Source organism: Anaerolineales bacterium (assembly GCA_016928575.1).
Lineage (GTDB): Bacteria > Chloroflexota > Anaerolineae > Anaerolineales > RBG-16-64-43 > JAFGKK01.
Genome location: JAFGKK010000121.1, coordinates 15,397 through 32,912, shown reverse-complemented (window position 1 = coordinate 32,912; position 17,516 = coordinate 15,397). Strand labels below are relative to the sequence as shown.

Annotated in this window: 16 protein-coding genes; 4 read left to right on the top strand and 12 right to left on the bottom strand. The window is 64.8% G+C overall.

Annotation, left to right across the window (positions count from 1 at the left end):
- Positions 1-243: 243 nt before the first annotated feature.
- Together JW929_14615 and JW929_14610 are read right to left on the bottom strand one after the other, a co-directional pair.
- Positions 244-900 (bottom strand): hypothetical protein, encoded by a 657-nt coding sequence (locus JW929_14615; GenBank protein ID MBN1440638.1) that lies wholly within the window; start codon positions 898-900, stop codon positions 244-246.
- The gene (locus JW929_14610) at positions 897-1,529 is read right to left on the bottom strand and encodes a hypothetical protein (GenBank protein MBN1440637.1); all 633 of its coding nucleotides are present in this window, start codon (positions 1,527-1,529) and stop codon (positions 897-899) included. Before JW929_14610 ends, JW929_14615 begins: the two co-directional genes overlap by 4 nt.
- Positions 1,530-1,756: 227 nt before the next feature.
- Here JW929_14610 and JW929_14605 point away from each other — a divergent pair, with 227 nt between their 5' ends.
- A complete protein-coding gene (locus JW929_14605) occupies positions 1,757-2,230 on the top strand; it encodes a hypothetical protein (protein ID MBN1440636.1) in 474 nt (157 codons plus the stop codon).
- A 184-nt stretch (positions 2,231-2,414) separates the two neighbouring features.
- Here the strand turns inward: JW929_14605 and JW929_14600 are convergent, their stop codons facing one another.
- From JW929_14600 to JW929_14590, 3 genes are all read right to left on the bottom strand, one after another.
- Positions 2,415-2,624, bottom strand: coding sequence for a hypothetical protein (locus JW929_14600; GenBank protein ID MBN1440635.1), 210 nt, complete (start codon positions 2,622-2,624; stop codon positions 2,415-2,417).
- Positions 2,621-2,968, bottom strand: a complete 348-nt coding sequence (locus JW929_14595; protein MBN1440634.1) for a helix-turn-helix transcriptional regulator — start codon at positions 2,966-2,968, stop codon at positions 2,621-2,623. The genes JW929_14600 and JW929_14595 overlap by 4 nt, the downstream gene beginning before the upstream one ends.
- Positions 2,969-3,190: 222 nt before the next feature.
- Entirely contained in the window at positions 3,191-3,829 is a 639-nt protein-coding gene (locus JW929_14590; GenBank protein ID MBN1440633.1) for a hypothetical protein, read from the bottom strand.
- Positions 3,830-4,289: 460 nt separating this feature from the next.
- Here JW929_14590 and JW929_14585 point away from each other — a divergent pair, with 460 nt between their 5' ends.
- From JW929_14585 to JW929_14575, 3 genes are all read left to right on the top strand, one after another.
- Positions 4,290-4,634, top strand: coding sequence for a cyclic-di-AMP receptor (locus JW929_14585; protein ID MBN1440632.1), 345 nt, complete (start codon positions 4,290-4,292; stop codon positions 4,632-4,634).
- Between the two features lie 11 nt (positions 4,635-4,645).
- A complete protein-coding gene (locus JW929_14580; protein MBN1440631.1) occupies positions 4,646-4,909 on the top strand; it encodes a cyclic-di-AMP receptor in 264 nt (87 codons plus the stop codon).
- Between the two features lie 159 nt (positions 4,910-5,068).
- Positions 5,069-6,361, top strand: a complete 1,293-nt coding sequence (locus tag JW929_14575; GenBank protein MBN1440630.1) for an MFS transporter — start codon at positions 5,069-5,071, stop codon at positions 6,359-6,361.
- A 228-nt stretch (positions 6,362-6,589) separates the two neighbouring features.
- Here the strand turns inward: JW929_14575 and JW929_14570 are convergent, their stop codons facing one another.
- The 7 genes from JW929_14570 to JW929_14540 form a co-directional block, all read right to left on the bottom strand.
- The gene (locus tag JW929_14570; GenBank protein MBN1440629.1) at positions 6,590-7,510 is read right to left on the bottom strand and encodes a serine/threonine-protein phosphatase; all 921 of its coding nucleotides are present in this window, start codon (positions 7,508-7,510) and stop codon (positions 6,590-6,592) included.
- A complete protein-coding gene (locus JW929_14565; protein MBN1440628.1) occupies positions 7,500-9,359 on the bottom strand; it encodes an FHA domain-containing protein in 1,860 nt (619 codons plus the stop codon). Before JW929_14565 ends, JW929_14570 begins: the two co-directional genes overlap by 11 nt.
- Positions 9,360-9,946: 587 nt before the next feature.
- Positions 9,947-10,630: a response regulator transcription factor gene (locus tag JW929_14560; GenBank protein MBN1440627.1), complete on the bottom strand. Its 684-nt coding sequence runs from the start codon at positions 10,628-10,630 to the stop codon at positions 9,947-9,949.
- Entirely contained in the window at positions 10,627-12,825 is a 2,199-nt protein-coding gene (locus JW929_14555; GenBank protein ID MBN1440626.1) for a HAMP domain-containing histidine kinase, read from the bottom strand. The genes JW929_14560 and JW929_14555 overlap by 4 nt, the downstream gene beginning before the upstream one ends.
- 196 nt (positions 12,826-13,021) lie before the next feature.
- The gene (locus JW929_14550) at positions 13,022-14,593 is read right to left on the bottom strand and encodes a pilus assembly protein (GenBank protein ID MBN1440625.1); all 1,572 of its coding nucleotides are present in this window, start codon (positions 14,591-14,593) and stop codon (positions 13,022-13,024) included.
- A gap of 33 nt (positions 14,594-14,626) precedes the next feature.
- A complete protein-coding gene (locus JW929_14545) occupies positions 14,627-16,276 on the bottom strand; it encodes a VWA domain-containing protein (GenBank protein MBN1440624.1) in 1,650 nt (549 codons plus the stop codon).
- Positions 16,277-16,293: 17 nt separating this feature from the next.
- Complete coding sequence (locus JW929_14540) at positions 16,294-17,079, bottom strand: pilus assembly protein (GenBank protein ID MBN1440623.1); 786 nt, start codon at positions 17,077-17,079, stop codon at positions 16,294-16,296.
- Positions 17,080-17,516 lie beyond the last annotated feature (437 nt).

Genomic DNA, 17,516 nt, shown 5'->3' with positions numbered 1-17,516 from the left:
CCCTTTGTGGCGAGAAAATCCTTCTGACCTCTTTAGCCACAGAGAACACAAAGGGCACATAGGGTTTGACTTTGTGCCCTCTGTGCCTTTTGTGGTTAGCAAATTCTTCCGGCCATTTTGCCACAAAGAACACAAAGGGCACCTAGGATTTTCTTTTGTGCCCTCTGTGCCCTTTGCGGTCGAAAATCTTCTCGCGACCTTGGCCTCATCCGGACATTGCCACGAAGATGGAAAAGCGCCGAATCATCGCGGTGTGAATAAACCGGATCGCACCGCGCCTGCCAATCCGGCGCGGCGGGTCCGTTCATCCACCCGCGCCAACCGGCGGATCATCCGTGGGCTGAGGATTCCTCGCTTCGCGGTCCGGTCCAATCCCTTGGCGATGGCCTTCATCGCGTCATCCCGGGTCATCCAAAGGTGCGAATCGAAGACCTCCAGGTTGAGGGGCCGGGTGAAGCCCCGCAGAGTCTTTTCACCCTCGACGTTGAAAAAATCCTCGAAGTACGACATCACCAATTCGCGCAGGTCGCGGAACACCGGCTCGCGGTAGCGCAGGCCGGTGAAGTTGGAGTGGGCGACCGCCCCCCAGCAGCCGTCGCGCCTGTAAACGGCCAGGATGTGGTCGTCGTCCCGCCGGTTGGGAAGCAATTCCACGATCCGCGGCGGATGCCCCATCCGCCCGAGCGCCATCGCCGCGAAAACCGCGCCGTCGTAGCAATGGCCCCGCCGATCGCGGAGAAAGCTCAGCGGACAGCGGTATCGGTCTTCCCCGCGGTAGGGGATTCGGTCGAGGAAGGCTTGCAGGCGTTCCGGGGTCGTCAATCCGTCGAGGATCCGGCGCTCACGCGCGGTCGACCGGCGTTCGAAATCCACCCAGGCTTTGCCGGGATTGCGCCTCATCGCCGGGCGCGCTCCGCGCCGTTCCATATGCGGATGATGTCGTCCTCGACGTCGCAGTGCTCGAATCCGGCATCGCGCGCGACCGCGCGGATGGATTCCAGCGCCGGGTAGTCGTCCTCGCCGTTGAACAGCCGGGCGTCATCGATCAGAATGACGTGTCGGTGCGCCAGCGGATGCTTCAGGATGCTCTCGAGTTCTTGGCGGATGGGCGTGATCAGGCCGCTGCGCACCGTGTCCGCGTCCGAGTAGTGGCTGTCGAGCCAGAAGAGCGCCGGCCGGTCGATTTGCTTGAGCAGGTCGGGCAACACCCCGCCGCTGTCGCCTTGCAGGAGGACGACGTTCGGCGCGCCGGCGAACCGCCGCTGCGCCGCGCGGAACAGCTCCTCTCCCAATTCGATCGAATACACCCGCTCAAAATCCCTTTTGACCGCGTCGACCATGTCGCCGCGGTAGGTTCCGGTCTCCACCAGCACCCGCAACCGCCGCCGGCGGGCGTACTGCCGGAGGACGCGTTGTTTGACCAGATGCGGCGGCGGGGCTGGCTTCCCGGCCGCCGTCCAGCGCAACAGGATCCTCGCATCCCGAAAGAAAGGGTACACCGGAGTCCGCTTGAAGAATTTTTTCAACATTTCCAAAAACCGTCGGTCGCGGCGCAGGGGATCCTCGCACAGGCCGAACGGCGGGCCGCGGCGCCGGAGGCATTGTACTCGAATGCCCGCCGGGATTGAACCTCCGGGAGGCGCGTCCGGCCCGACGGCGGCGAAAAAAGGATCGCCGCGGCAAAGGCCGGGCGGTCCGGGGAGGTCCGATCAGACGACTCGCTCGGGCGGACTTCGGAGCCGGAGCGCCGCCGGCCTTGCCGATCGCCCGGCCGAGCAGCACGCCGCCCAGGATCGCGCTGATGCCGTTCACCGCGAAGGTGACGGCCGTGATCAACGCGATCCGCCCGGCCGCGGATCCGCCGATCAGCGAAACTGCGCCGCAGAACGCCGCCCCGAGCAGCAATCCGAGCCCGGCGCCAAACGCGCCGCTGCCGGCCAACTGGGCAGCCAGCCGTCCGCTGCGCGAGAAAAAACCGATCGCCAGGCCTGTCGCGGCGAACATGAACATCAAGTCGGTCCAATGCACCGCCGCCATCACCAGACCCGCCGGATCTTCCATCCATCCGACTGTGATCATGAGAATGCTGGAGCCGAGCATTGCCGCGCACCACAGGAAATGCCCGGCCAGGAAGCCCAGGGATCCCCCATTGAAGAAGAGTTTGGCTTTGTCCGGCCGCTTGCAGACCAGGGCGAACAGCAATCCGCCCAGTCCGCCCATGATCGCGTAACCCAGGAACTCGCCCCAGAAGCGTTCCTCCCCCGCCAGGGCGGCTATCCCTTCCGACGGCCGCAGGGAAAGCAGTGTGTTTACCGCGTTGACCAGCGCCGCGCCGCGTCCGAATCCGACGGCCCCCACCAGACCGGGCGTACGATCGGTTGCGACATCTGCAGGGTTTGCATGGCATTAGCCCCTCAATGTTCCGCGAGCACATTCACCGGCAGGTCTCCCAGTTCGCGGAGTACGACCGCCAGAAACGGTAGGATTCCCCGGTCGGCCGCCCGGCACACGCTCTCGGAAAACATCTCCCGCATTTCCGAATCGAAGCTTTCCCGGAAAGCGGCGGGGTACGCCCCGAGAAGCGCGACGAAAATCCGTTCCGCAATCCCCACCGCTGTATTCATTCCGCCCGCGCCGTACGGATCCGCGCCGTGCGGACCAGGTTCTGCAGGCGCGCGATTTCCGCGGTCAATATTTGCCGGTCTTTCCCGGTCAGGGCATAGGCTTTCCGCGGCCGGTCGGTTGTTCCGCCGTCCTTCCCGGGAACCCGGCGGATCCATTCGCTTTCCAGGAAGCGCTTCAGCCCGCCGTACAGCGTGCCGGTGCTTAAGCGAATCCTCCCCTGGCTGAGCCCCTCGACTCCCTTGAGGATCGCGTATCCATGCCTGGGCCCGGGGGCCAGGCTCAACAGGATGTAGAACGCCGCTTCGGTCAGCGGTCCGTTTGAATTCTCCCCGGTTGGCGTCATGGATTGCGCCCTCCCGCGCCGCCGTTATGGCGCCTTGCGATATGTCGTACTACGTCATATTGCCTCCGGGAAGGACGTTTGTCAAACCCTGCCGCCCTTTTGCCCCCATGCCGAGGCGTCCGTCATTCCCAAGCAGGAAACCAAAATTTTCCTACGGGAGAGAGGCAACCAACCGGGTTTCGAGAAAGGGAGGAAAAAAAGACTGCGTCCGGGGAAGCGCGCTTACAGCTTGTGGATTTCCTGCAGCGCCCGCGCCAACGCGTCGCAGAAGGCGTACCCCGCCTTGGGCGGTTTGGTGTCCATACCCTCGATCATCTTGCGCAGGTTCGGCGGCAGTTCGATGTGATAGCCCACCCAGCGTCCGTCCGTGATCGTCACCGTACCGCTGGCCTTGTAGAAGATCGCCTCGTAATCCCCGCACACGGTGAAGGCCCGCAGGGCCTCGTGTTCCTGGAACGCCTCCGCCAGTTTCTCCGCCAGGAGTTTGGCGTGGACGGCGCTTCCCCCGCCCCCCGAGGATATCTCGACGGCGGCTTTGGCCTTCCGGCCGCTGTGGCCGTGTATCTCCACCAGCACTTTCGGATTCCAGGCGGCGATCTGCATCGAGTAATCGCTGCGGAAAAACTTGTTGGAATCCACCGGATAATTGCAGGCGATCACGCTGCAGCAGTTGAGGCGTTCGGCCAGGTAGCGGCCCAGGAATCCGGCGTTCTCGTCCGCTTCCTGGTGTTCCAGGCAGGGGAGGATTTCCTTCCCCGCCGGTGCGTGGTGCGGGACGGCGACCACGACGCTTTTTTTCGGGCGCTCTTCGATCATCAACAGGGAGATGTCGGTGATGTCCAACAACGCTTCCGCGTTCATTCGCCCTCGCCGGAGAACGGCTTCGATTCCCTTGCGGTTATTCTACCCGAATCCTGAATAGGACGCTGCGCCGTTTCCGCACCGGGACGCCCCGGACGCCGGCGCGATCCGCCGTTTTGCAGGAGCCCCATCGTACCCGCCGGCATTCGTCGCTCCCCCCAAGGGAAATCCACATGATCCGCGCAGGCTTTCGGGCGGCGCCGAAATTGGGCGATGGCCTCGGATTTTCCATCGTTTCCCCAGCGCCCCGGCAACGGCGATCATCCTGGCGCCCATCCGGGTGGGTATACCGCCTCCGGACGAATCCGCATCCGAATCCCTCATCCCGCCGCCGCGGGGGTATTTTCGACGGCGTGGAGGCGGTCCGTCCGCCGCAGAAATGCCCCTCCGTTTTCGATTGACACCGCTCCGCGCCAAGGTTATATTCGTATCAGGCGCGGGGTTTGCGCCGGGACCGCCCATGGCATCGAATAAATCCGTCGACCGCGTGGCCATCATCATCCTGCAAGGAGGAACCGCCGACGAACTCACCCGCCGGCTGACCCAAGCCGGATTCCAAGTCACGATCATCGAAAGCCGCGGCGGCTTCATCCTGGAACCCTCCTCCACCCTCTTGATCGGCTTTTCCGGCGCGGATCAAAACATCCTGCTTGAGCATGTCCGCAGCCTGTGCGCCACCCACAAACGGCTGGTCCCGGTCCAGCCCGACGGTTCGCTCCTGCCCACTCTGCCGCTGATGATCGAAGCCGAGGTCGGAGGCGCTTTTCTGGTTGCGTTTCCCGTCGAACGATTCATCCAACTCTGAAAGGCCGCCGCATGAAACTTCTCATATGTGTCATCCGCGATATCGACGATCCGGCGCTCACCGACCGCCTGACCGAACGGGGCTTTCGGTTCACGCGCATCGCCTCCACCGGCGGCTTTTTGCGAAAAGGCAATGTCACCCTTCTAATCGGCATCCCCGAAGACAAGCTGGAAGAGATCGTGGAAATCTTCCGCCGGACCTGTTGTCCGGCCGAATCAGGCCAGAACCGCGCCATCCTGTTCGTTGTCGATTCGCCCGTCTTCGAGCAGATCTGACTTCCCCCCCTTTACCTTCGCATGGGAAAACCGTCCGCCAAGCCCCGCCGGGCGTCTCGCAAGCCCGCAGTTAATCCCGCTCCGCATCCGCCGCAGGCCGACCGCGCGGCCAAGCCGAAATTTCCGCCCCGCCCCGCCGGATTTCCGCCCGCGGCCCCGTTGGCCCGCCTGCGAAGCCAAGCCGCCCTGATCAGCGCCGGCGGCCGTTGGGTGGGCGATCTGCCGAAACAAGCGCGGGCGTCCCTGCGTTGGTTCTGGTTCGACGGCGCGTTCGCCCTCGGAAGCGATTCGATCATCAACGCCTATCTGGTGTTGTTCGCCGTGGCGCTCGGCGCAAGTTCCGCACAGATCGGGCTGCTCGGCGCCCTTTCCGGCCTTGGCGCGGCGCTAGCCCTCCTGCCCGGGGCGTTCCTCTCAGAACGCTTCGGGGTGCGCAAGCAAATCGTCCTGGTTGCCGGCGGCGCGGTCGGACGGATCGTGATCCTGCTCCTCCTGCTGATCCCATTCTTCCTGCGGGGGGAAGCCGCGGTGCATCTGGCGATTGCGCTGGTCGTCCTGCGGGATACAGCCGGCAACCTTTCGCTCCCGGCCTGGACTTCCCTGGCCGCCGATATCGTCCCGCTCGGCCAGCGCGGGCGCTACTTCTCCTCACGCACGATCGCTCAAACCGTCGCCGGCATGGCCGCCGCCTTCGCCGCCGGCTGGATCATCAACCAGGAAGGGTTTCCCGCCGGATACCAATGGGCGTTTGGGTTGGCCTTCCTGTCCGGCGGCGCCTCCTGGTTCTGCTTCTCGCGGATCCAGGATCCCTCGCCCCGGCCTTCGCCCCGCGTTCCGCCCGCCGGACCGTCGCCGATCCTCGGCAGCGTCCTCGCCCATCCCGTCTTCCTCGCCTTGTGCCTGCACAGCGCCGTGTGGAATTTTTCGCTCAATGTCGCCGCCCCGTTTTTCAACGTCTACCTGGTTCGCGATCTAAAGGCGACGATGATCCAAGTCGGACTGCTCACCGCCGCCATGAGCCTTTCCAGCCTGCCGGCCTTGCGGATCTTCGGCCCGCTCGCCGACCGCTGGGGGCCGCGGCGGATCGTTCTGATCACCAGCCTGCTGATCCCCGCCCTTCCGCTGGCCTGGATTATCGTCCCCTCCCCCGGATACGTCCTGTGGATCAACCTTGCCTCGGGAGCGCTGTGGTCGGGGTTTACGATGTGCGTCCTAAACCTGCTGATGCAGATCAGCCCGCGCTCCGAGCGGGCGCGCTTTACCGCCATCCACCAGATCGTCGTCGCCCTATCGCTGGCCCTCGGCTCCCTCGCCGGCGGCGCCGTGGTGACGGCCTTCGGCTACAAGGCGGTGTTCGCGCTGTCCGCCATCGGCCGCTTCGCCGCGGCGCTGATCTTCGCCCGCTTCGTCACCGAGAAAGCGGCCGGGGGCACGCCGTCCGGCCCCGGATGATCCTCCGATCTCCACGGCATGACCGGACGGCCGCCCTTAGCACGCGGGATGGGGGATGGCGCCGAGGCTCGGCGGAAGGGGGAGATCGCTTCCCGATTGCTGGCGAACAAGCAAAACGGAAAGCGGGCATCGGCCAAGCCGGATGGCGGCGCGCCGCTGCGGGGTGAAGAGATCGGGCTTTCGGTTTGGCGGGAGGAATTCGGCCGCCGCATTCCGGCGAAAGGCGACTTAACGTCCCGGGGCTAAAAGGATTGCATAGGCGGCGACGGCCGCCGCGGCCAGGATCAGGGCGGAAAGGCCGAACACCACAATCCGGCGGAGCCAATTCGGAAACGGCCCGAACGCTTCCGCCGCCGGGAATCGCAGCGCCGCCACCGTGATGTTGTCGTGCCCTCCGCGCCGCCGCGCGAGTTCGATCAGCTCCTGAATCGTGCGCTCCAGCCGTCTGTGGCGCAGCGCCCGGCCGATGTCCTCCGCCTGCACCAGGTCGCTCAAGCCGTCGGTGCACAGCACCAGCGCGTCCCCGTCTTCCATCGTCATCCCCTGATGCTCGGCGGATTCCGGAAGCGGCTCGTCCGGAGAGATCCGTAGGCGCGGATCCGGCTGTGGATCCTTCTCCCCGCCCAGATGCCGGCGCAGAACGTGCGCGTTCGGATGCATATGGGCCTGGTCGGGCGTGAGCAATCCGTGCTCCACCGCTTCCTGGACCCAAGTGTGATCGACGCTGGCTTGGAATGTAATTCCCTTCCGCCGCATATAGATCCGGCTATCGCCGACGGTGATGCTGTAGAGCCGCCTCCCGACCACCCAGACGGCCGCCAGCGTGGTGGCCATCCCCCGCAAGGCCGGATCCTTCGCGGCTTGTGAGAACACCGCCTGCCCCGCGCGGATCACGGCTTCCGGCAGGACCTTCACCGGATTGGCGCACGGATCGGCGCGCACCGCGTTCACCGCCGTCTCCACCGCCGTCTGCGAAGCCACCTCGCCTGCGGCATGCCCGCCTACGCCGTCGGCCACCAGGGCCAATACGCTCCTCACCCCGTTGCATTCCAAAGGGACCACTGCGAAGCGGTCTTCGTTGTTCGTCCGCACCTGGCCGATGTGCGAATCCGCCGCCGTTTCCAACCGAGGCGAGTCTTTACGCTTCATGGAGGATCTCCTTTCCGGCGGGGAGCGGCTTGAGCCGCACGCGGAACGCGGCCCGTCCGAAATTCAACCGGTCCCCTTGCCGGAGGGAGGCCCCCTCCGGCGGAACTTCCTCAAAATTCTTCCAGCAGCCCGCGGCCGATCCCAAATCGAAGATCCACGGGCTCCCGTCGCCCATGCGCACGATCCGCCCGTGGCGCGGAGAGACCGACGGATCGTTCAGCACGATCCCGGCCGCCCGCGGATCCCGGCCGACGATCACATCCTCGGCGGTAAGTTCGTAACGCCGGCCGCTTTCCCCGAGCTCTTCCAGCACGGCGTAGGTCTCCGCCGGGGATTCGGCCGGGAAGCGTTTCCTGCGCCTTCGGATGCCGAAGCGCGATGCCAGATCCGATCCCGGAACCACGGCCGCCGGGGCGGCGTTCGGGAAGATCAATCCGTCCGCCGCACGCACGGCGCGGATCCGGTTCAGGTTGACCAGCGTCGCGGTCAGAATCCCGGCCGCCGCCGCCGCTCCCAGGATGACCGCCGCCGGCACAAGGTATTGTTGGCGGAAGACATCCCACAACGCGGGACGCTCCACCGCAAGCCAAAGCTTCCGCTCCTCCGATTTTCCCTCCAGCCCGAGTTCGTCGCGGACCACCATCTGCAGGCGGATCGTCGCCGTCGAGGGGTACCGGCGCAAATCCAAGCGGATCCCGCGGCACGGATTCCCCAGGCATTCCCCTTCGATCAACTCTCCGTCCGCAAACAGCTGCATGGCGACGATCTCCCGCGGGTGCCCGTCGGGAAAGACGACTTCGACCCGCAAATCGACGGCGCCGGGCAGATAGGCGTCCACGTGAGTGGAGACCTCGCTTCCTTTGCGGCTTATCCGCTCCGGAAAATCGATCCATTCGACCGCCGGCGGCTGGACCGCCAGCGAAAACCGCAGAGGCTCCGTCTCGGCCTGGAAATCCTCCTGCGCCACCGCGGCGGCGAGGGTGTGTTCTCCGGAATCGGAAGCCGATGATCGATACTCCAGCCGGTATTGGATCCTCTGGCTGGCAACGGCCCCCAACATCGTCGCCGTCCCGGTCGAGCTTTCCAGGGCGACGGAGTAGCCGCCGCACTCTTCGGCCAAGCCCGCGAGGGCATCCATATCCGCTTGGGCCGAGGGCTCTACGCGGCCGGACCAGATCCCGTACAACGGGGCGTGCAGTTCCCGGGCGCGCGGGCATAATCCTTTGCCGATGTCCTCCGCCTGCGAAAGCCTCGAGGCGGAGAACACGATCATCAGCGCGCGCATTCCGGGATACGGCAACGGATCGGCCGCGGCCCCGAGCGCATCCACCAGCAGGGCGTCCAGCGTCCGCTCCGCCGGTATCTTCGGCGCATACGCCCGCAGGCCGGCCAGGAACGTTTCCGGATCGGAAGCATGCGATACGGCGATCCCCTGCGGGGTGACAAGCGTCAGATCGTCGATCCCCTGTTGCCCAAGCGTCCCGAGCCAATCGGCCATTGCGCGGCGCAGCCGGTCGATGCGCGCCTCGCCGTCGGGAAGCTTGTAGAGCAGGTCCAGCCCGGGATCCAAAACGACGACTAGCCGCATGCCGGTTTGAACCTCCTTCAGACCCAGGTTGCGGGCGGGGGAATCGTCTTCCCACAGGGTCACCTGCTCCGCGGTCAACCCTTCCCGGCGGAAGCCGAGCCCGTCCGTGGCCGAGAGAAAGGCGCTGATTTGGGGGAATTGGGCGTTGTCGAGGCCGAACAGATAGGCCGTGTCCCCTTCCGCCGCGGAAGCGGAACAGGGGGTGAGGCAGAGTGGAATTGCGATCAGCGCGAATACGGCCGGCAGGCGGATCCGCTCCATGGGGAGAATTCTACCGCACCCGCCCCTCGGCAGCCTCGCTAATCGCTTCCGACTCGGAACGACCGATTTATCCGCGACAAATGGGGACATGCATTTTACGGCAGAAAAGACCGCGGAATCCAACGAATGTCCAACCCTTCCCAACCCTTGTCGACCCTTGTCGACCCTTAGGGTTGGGAAGGGTTGGGGGTAGGAAAAAAAGAAGTCCCGTCCCGGCGCAAATCTTGGGAAGGGAATGGCGGCTCTTGGCGGCGGGCGCTTGGGACAAGTGCTCGGGATAGGTCCGGGCGCCCTTCCCGGAATTACGCCGAGACCGGCTTCCCTGCCCCATATTGGCGGAACCAGGATGCAATTATTCGAAACCATCAATCGTGAGAGGTGGGCTGGGAGTGTTTATCCCGGAACGCCCGTCCCGAGAGCGGCGGGGAACAGCGGCGGAAGGATGGGATGAGGGGGGAATGAAAAGTTTTTATCGGCCTGTAAAAAAACTTGCATCGGAGTGAGTTGACACGGATTTTTACTGACAGCTTCTCACCGTCCGTTCCCTCCGCCCCCTCTCCACCCGTATGTGGAAGAATGAGAGGGCCTCACGGCCCCAAGCGGTATCCCGCGCCGCGCACCGCCAGCACCCGCGCCGGTTTGGCCGGATCGATTTCGACCTTCTGGCGCAGAAGCCAGATGTACCGCCGCACCGCCGAAGAATCTATCGGGCGTTCGCTGCCCCAGATTTCCTCGCGCAATTCTTCCTCGCTGGCCACGCTGCCCTGTTTGCGCAGCAGGATCTCCAGCAGTCGGAATTCGGTCGGGGTGAGCGGGACGGGTTTCCCGCCGCACCACACTTGGCGCTTGCCGAGGTCCATGCGCAGATCCTGCCAGGCCAGAATCCGCTCGGATTCCGCGAGCGGCTTCCGGCTGCGGGCCAGCACCGCCTGCAGTCGGGCCGCCAGCTCGGCCAGGCTGAACGGCTTGGAAAGGTAGTCGTCGATTCCCAGCCGGAAGCCGCGCAGTTTGTCTTCCTGCGAGGTGCGAGCCGTCACCAGGAGGATCGGCGCGTCGGAAAGTTCCCGCAGACGGGCGCACACCTCCCAGCCGTCCATCCCCGGCATCATCAGGTCCAGCAGGACCGCATCCGGCCGCTCGGCATAGAAGAGCCGCAGCGCCTGCGCACCGGATCCGGCCGCGAATACGCGGTACCCTTCCTGGGTCAGGTACTGGGAGATCACCTGGCGCAGAGATTCGTCGTCGTCCACCAGCAGAATCTTCCGATTCATGTCTCCTCGGCGAACGTTCTCAGGCGGATGCATAGCGCAAGGCCGCGTTTCGCCGGCGCCAACTCGATCGTCCCGCCCATTGCCTCCACCATTTTACGTGATATGTAAAGCCCGAGCCCCACCCCGCGCACGCGCGGGGTGTCGCGATCCTCCAAGCGCGAGAACATTTGGAACAGCCGATCCCGGTGCTCGGCGGGGATTCCCGGTCCGCGGTCCGCGACGACAACCTTGACCCCGCTCCCCTCCGCCTCGGCCGTCACCGTCACCGGGCCTTCGGGCGCGTACTTGAAGGCGTTGTCGATCAGCTGGAAAAACACGCTGGAGAGGATATGCTCGTCGGCCGCCACGTCCGGCAGGCTCTTCGCAATCCGGATCTTGAGCCGGCGGAGGTTGCGGCTGTTCGGTCCGCCGTGAGCCGCGGCGAGCGCCGAACGCGCCCGCCCGAGCGCCTCGTCCAGCCGCATCGGCCCGATCTGCAACGGCATCCGGCCCGACTCGAGTGCCGAGAGGTTGAGAATGCTCTCCACGAACCGGCTGAGCCGTTCGGTTTCCTTGCGCACCAGGTCCAGGGTTGTGCGGATTCCGGCCGGCAGCGGCTGCTTGTGCGCGGCAATCAGTTCCAATCCGCCGCCGATCGCCGTCAGCGGTGTGCGCAGCTCATGCGAGGTCAGGGCAACGAACTCGGATTTCAGCCGATCGAGCGACCGCAGGAGTCGGTTTTGCTCCTCGAGCTGTTCGAGCGCCCGGGAAAGATCCGCCGTCTTTTCCGCCACCTTCTCTTCCAGCTGCGCACTCAAGCGTTCGAGCGCCCGGCGGGATTCTTCGGCCTGGCGGTAGGCTTCGCGCAGGGATTCTTCCTGCCGGCGCTGGGGGGAGAGGTCGTGGAGCAGTGCGGCGTACCGCTCGCGCCCTCCTTCCACGCGCGGCAGGGTTTGGAGGACCAACCAGGCGGGAAAGGACCCGCGCCCCGAGGAGGTCACCCACACTTCGCCTCCCCAGCCGCCGGTTCGGGCTTCGCGGAGTAAAAAATCCCACTCCGGACTCACCGGAAGCAGATCCTCCAATCGGTCGGAGGCCCGCACCCTGGAATGCAGCTTGCGCAAGGGGGGATTGTCGAGCAGGATCCGTCCCCCGCCGTCGCAGATGAAGGCGGGGTCCTCGATGTGCTCGATCAGCATCGCGTACCCGGCCACTTCCGCCTGGCCGGCGATGATGCCTTCGCGCAGAAAGAGCAGCAGACTCAGGCCCAGCGTGGCCAGCAGGAGCAGTGAATCGGCCTGGCCGACGCGCCGCCATTCCGCCGCCAAAAAGATCGCCAGCGCCGCGGTCGAAACCAGCGGCAGCCAGCGCTCCTCGATCCGCCGCCAGCGCCGGCGGAATCCATCCGCGCCTGCCCGGGAGGGCTCGGCGTCGGCGGCGTTCCGCGGATGCGAAGCGGATGCAGCCGCGGCAATCAGCGCGTACCCCCCGACCATCAGGAAGCCGGTATACACGTAGGCTTGAACCCCGCCCTGCAAGACAAGGAACCCCGTGACCAGATCGTGGGTGGAGAGCAGGAAATAGCCGCCGGCCAACAGCCACAGCATCCGCGAGGGCCTTTCAGACCCTCCCTGGAGCCAGACAACCAGCATCAGCAGGATCAGATCGAGGATCGCATACAGCGCGATCCAAAACCTCAATTCCAGCGTGGCCTGCAAGGGCTTGAGGACCGGCTCGACCAGCAGAAACCACAGGAGCACTCCCCAGGAGGCGGCGTGGATGACGATATCCACCAGGAACCTCAGCCGCCCGAAGCGCGCCTGCGGAATCGGCGCGAAGAAAACCACCGCGGCGAACGCCATCCCGTACGCCGCAATATGCGCCGGGCGCGGCAGGAGGTTGTGAAACAACGACCAATGCGTCGGAAGGAACTGCTCCAGCCCGTCGGCCAGCGGCCAGAGCGTCAACGCGATTCCGAGGAACAGCCAGGCGCGCCGGTCGGGGCCGGCTTCCCGCCCCGCCCGGGCCAAAGCCAGGATTGCGGCGGCGAAACCGGTCAGCCATTGGATAAGCGTAAGCTGGGGCAGGAACGGGTTGGGGACGTAGAAAAAAAAGCGCAGGAACCGGGAATAGATCCAAATCCAGGAAAGGATCGCCGTCCCGAAGACCAGGACGGGGAGCCAGCGGGCAAGCAGACGGCGATCCAAGGCGCGCATGGGGAGATTGTACTCAAAAAAGAAATTGCCGCGCGGCGACGCCCCGCTTCCCCCGGATAAAATTGCGCCGAGGGCGGACGCGGATCGGGCCGCGGGGCGTTCATCCTCCGGCGCATGCGGGTAAGAAGGCCGCGGCGGTCCGGTGGACCGCCGCGGCCGCAAAGCCCGTTGATATTCTGTTCCGCCCCTCCGCGCCTCAACCGATGTGCATCGTCGGCAACGGCGTCAATGTACGGGTCATGGTCGGCGAAGCCGGCGTATAGGTCCGCGAAGGAGTCCGGCTCGGCGAGCGCGTTGCGGTTCGCGTGACGGACGGAGTCAACGTACGGGAGGGAGTCGGCGTCGCCGTTTGCGAAGGGATCACGGGAGTGCGCGAAGGAGATTGTGTGTGCGTGCGCGTCAGGGTCGGCGTCACCGGCGTCCGGGTCATGGTCCGGGTGGGCGTCAGGGTCGGGGTCACCGGCGTCCGGGTGTACGTGCGCGAGGGAGTCAGCGTGATCGTATAGGTGGACGTGCGCGTCGGCGTGGACGTGATCGTTCGCGTCCGCGTCGGAGTCCGGGTTCTCGTCGGAGTGCGGGTGGACGTCGACGTGCGGGTGATCGTCCGGGTGTAGGTCCGGCTGGGAGTGTAGGTGATCGACGGCGTGTAGGTGATCGTCGGCGAAAGCGTGCGCGACGGGGTGTAGGTGATCGTCGGCGTGTTGGTGATCGTCGGCGTGGTCGTCTGAGTCCGCGTGGCCGTCCGGGTCCGGGTCGGGGTCCGGGTCCGCGAGGGGGTGTAGGTCCGGCTCGCCGTCCGGGTGTGGGAAGGCGTGCTGGTGAAGACCGTCCGCGTGGGCGTGTTGGTGCTGGTCGAGGTGGGCGTGTTGGTGTTGGTCGTGGTGTCGGTCGAGGTCGGGGTGGCCGTGTCGGTCGGCGTGTACGTGATCGTCGGCGTGTCGGTGATCGTCGGCGTGAGGGTGATCGTCGGCGTCAGCGTCGGCGTGATCGGCGTGAAGGTGTTGGTGTTGTAGAGCATTCCGGGCGGCGCCACCCCCAGCACGCGCGCCACGCGGAACTGCTCGAGGAAGCCGCTGCGCTCGGCGTGCAGGGTGATGTGCGGCCAGACCGAGCTGATCAACGGCATGATCAGCGGATGCTCGAAGGTGATCGACACCTGCACCCGGACCATCCCCTCCATCGGGTTGCCGGCGTCGTCGTGCGGCGTGCATTCGCAGTCGGCCGCGCTGCCCATCTTGGTGTAGCCGAATCCCTTGCTGTTGCTGCAGACGACGATGTGGAAGTAGCCCGGGGTTTTAAATGCCACCGTGGGGAACAGGGGGTTGCTGGAAGATTCGGTCGCCCGCAGCAACCCGCTGGCGGCGTTGTTGGTGACCTCGACGATCGACATCAGCCGGGCGTAGTCCTCCTCCCGGGCCCGCATCTCGTCCTGCGCCTGGGCGTGCGCGGAATTCGAGGTGTCGATGATCTTCTCGCAGTAATCGCCGTCGTTGTCGCCGCGGCTGTCCGCGATCGCGCCGTGCGCGCCCTCGCAGTATTTCTCCATGTAGTCGCCGGTGACGGCGTAGCGCTCTCCGGTGCGCACCGCGTTGGTGACGATCAGCCAGGAATAAAAAATCCGCGCGAACTCGATGATCCCGAAGATCAGCAAGAGCAGCGCCGGGAGGACCAGCGTGAACTCCACCAGCGACTGGCCGCGGGTGCGCCGCCTTCCGGAGGGGCTCCCGGCGGCGGCGGTCTTCATTCCCAGGATCAGTTCTGTGATCATCGTAACCTCTTTTCTCCGTCCGGTCCGGAGCACTCAGGCCGTCAGCCGGGTGAAGATCCGCGAATAGATCGCCTCGAACACCGGTCCGAGGTCCGTGCCTTCCTGGGCGTAGTAGTAGTTGCCGCAATTCTTCTTGTAATCGGGCTCCGAGGCGCACAGGTTGGTGTCCGGGTTGCCGTCGTCGCCGATTGCGGCGATGAACCTCAGCAGTTCGCCTCCGTAGGCGAAGTTGTTGGGATCCCGGCGGTCGATCTCATCGCCCAGCCCGATGGCGAAGATCACCGCCCCCTGCCCCTTGGTCGAGCCGCATCCGGTCGCCGGCGAGGCGACGACCGCCGGACAGCCGACGAATCGGCCCATATCCCGGGCGAAATCGTCGGCGTCGTACGAGCCGCTGGTAGGCGAGTTGTAGTTCTTCGCGTCGTGATCCTGGCAATAAGAAAAGGCCGGATCCACCGACGGCCCGTCCCAGGTGCCGCTCGGGCAGAATCCCAGCGGGAAATTCGGGATCACCTCCGTCTTTATCACCGAATCATAATCGGGATCCGAGCCTCCCGGCAGGACGATGGCCTCGTCGGGCAGACCCATCCCCAGATCCTGGCGGGTGGCAAAAGTGGCGTTGGCCATCCCGTCGGTCAGGAGGACCACCACCCACAAGGCGTCGGGCCGTTTCGCCTTGGCGAACTGGTTGCCGGCCATCAGCAGGCCGCCGCCGATGTTGGTCGTCCCGCAGGCGGAAATCGCCTCCGCTTTGGGATCGGAGGAGGGATCCGCCGCCACCAGGGTGCGCAGGCAGACCATCCCTTGGAATTCGTTCGTCGCGGTGTACATCCGCACCGGATGGATCGGCACCGGATCCGGCAACGGACTGCCGTTGTTGATATACGCGACTCCCGGATCGTAGACGTTGATGCCATTCACCCAGTTCTTGGCGTTCGCGTTGTCGCTCGTCCACCCGGTCGTTCCCCCGTCCAAGGGCAGAACCCGCGTTCCCCGCTCACCTCCCTGCCATCCGTTGGCGAAGGTGACGATCGCCAGGCGGTCCTCTTCGTCCGCGGCGGGTTTGTTCAACAGCCGGTCGATGAACTGCAAAGCGGCATCCTTCGCTTCGCGCATCGGGGTGCAGTTGTCCATCGGCGGATTGCACATCGACGGATCGCGCTGTTCCGGCGTCGTCCCCAGCCAGGCCATCGATTCCGAGACGTCGATCACCAGGACCACGTCCATCGCCGCCGCCTCGCTGACGGAAACCTCCTGGAGGGTGACGTCGTTGATCCCCAGCAGGACCAGGAAGGTCATCGGGTACTTCATGACGACGGTTACCCGCACAAGCTTCTTCGGCATCTCGCCCGGTTCGGGGCACAAATACGCGTCGGTTCCCCCCGTCGATTGGCAGGTCTCGACTAGGATCGTGGTCGGGGCCACGCCGTTCATCAGCGCCACCTCTTCCGCGGCCTTGGTCATTTCGACGATTGTGCGGTTCTCGCGGAATTGGGCCGCAGCAGCGAGCGAGGCGGCGTCGGCCGCCCGCCGCAGGTAGCCTTTGGCGAGGAAGATCTGCCCCAGGTCCACCATCAACCCGAGGAAAAACAGCAAGCCGAAAAAGGTCAGCACGATCAGGATCAACGCCTGGCCAGCGGACCGGATCCGCCTGCGGGTGTGCCAATCGTCGAAGAATCTCATCTGGCCTTCCTCCTCACCTACGGCGTCGCGGACGGCACGAAGGTCGACGTCGGCTCGGCCGATACCAGCGGCCAAATCGAGTAGATGTTGAAGCGCACTGGGTCGTCCACGAACTGCGTGAACCACGGCAGGGCCAGGACCTGATGGTAGTGGTACTTGATCTCCACCAGGACGTATCCGGTGCTGGGCGTGCCGGGCTGCAGCATGCTGATGATCCGGGCGTTGCTGAATTCGGTCTTGTGCATCCCAGTCCGGAAGGCGGGATTGAACTGGTCGCATGAACCGTCGATGAAATACCGCAGGTCGCAGGCGTACGACCACCCGTCGAGGAGTTCGCCGCCGAATACATCCAGCGGGAATCGCTTCACTTGGGTCGTACCGACCCGCATGACGCTGAATGCCGAGACGATGACATCATCCATGTCGTCCCAGTTCCCCGAGCAGCCCGGTGTAAGCATCCCCGGCAGGCACAGTTCGATCGTCGGTTGTTCCAGCATCAGTTCGTCGACCGCCAAGCAGGCCGTCTGGCGGTAGAAATCCTGGGTCGACGACCCGTCATTAAGCCTGGTGCAGTCCGGATCCGTGTCGCGCATGTCGTACTGGCTGTCGGAGGAGAACCGCGCGGCGTTCCTCGCCGCGTCCAGCACGGCGAGGTAGTGGGTGAAAATGAATCCGAACTCGAACAGCCCGGAGAGGATGATCAGCAGAATCGGCAGCATTAGCGCGAATTCGACGATGCTCTGTCCGCGCGGACGCGCGCGCCGGGTGCGTTTAATCCGCCAAGAAATCCTGGATTCCTTCATGCTGGTATTCTATTGCACTCCTTTCCACGCGGCAATAAACGTCCGGATTATTGTCACCTTCTTTTCACCCGTTTTTCACAATCTAAGGACGATTATAGGCTTGTTTTCCGTTCCTTTCCTTATTAATTGTTTTCGGAAACGGTATTAATCCCGGTTTTATGGGGAATCACACCCCGGTCCTCCCATGCCTTCCCCAAATCATCCCATTCTTCTCTTTGCAGGAAACAGACGGATTTCCTCAGCCTCCCCCTCATCCCACCTCCCGTCCATTCACTCCGGGGAAAAACGTTCCGCCGCCGCGCTTAATCGACGAGCATCCGCGATTTGCCGAGGCAAAGACATTGCGGGCGCAAGTGCGCTGGGAGAAGGCGGCCAAACCTGTCCCGAGCGCCTGTCCCGAGCGGAGCGAGGGAAAGCTAGGGGAAGCCAGACGAGGC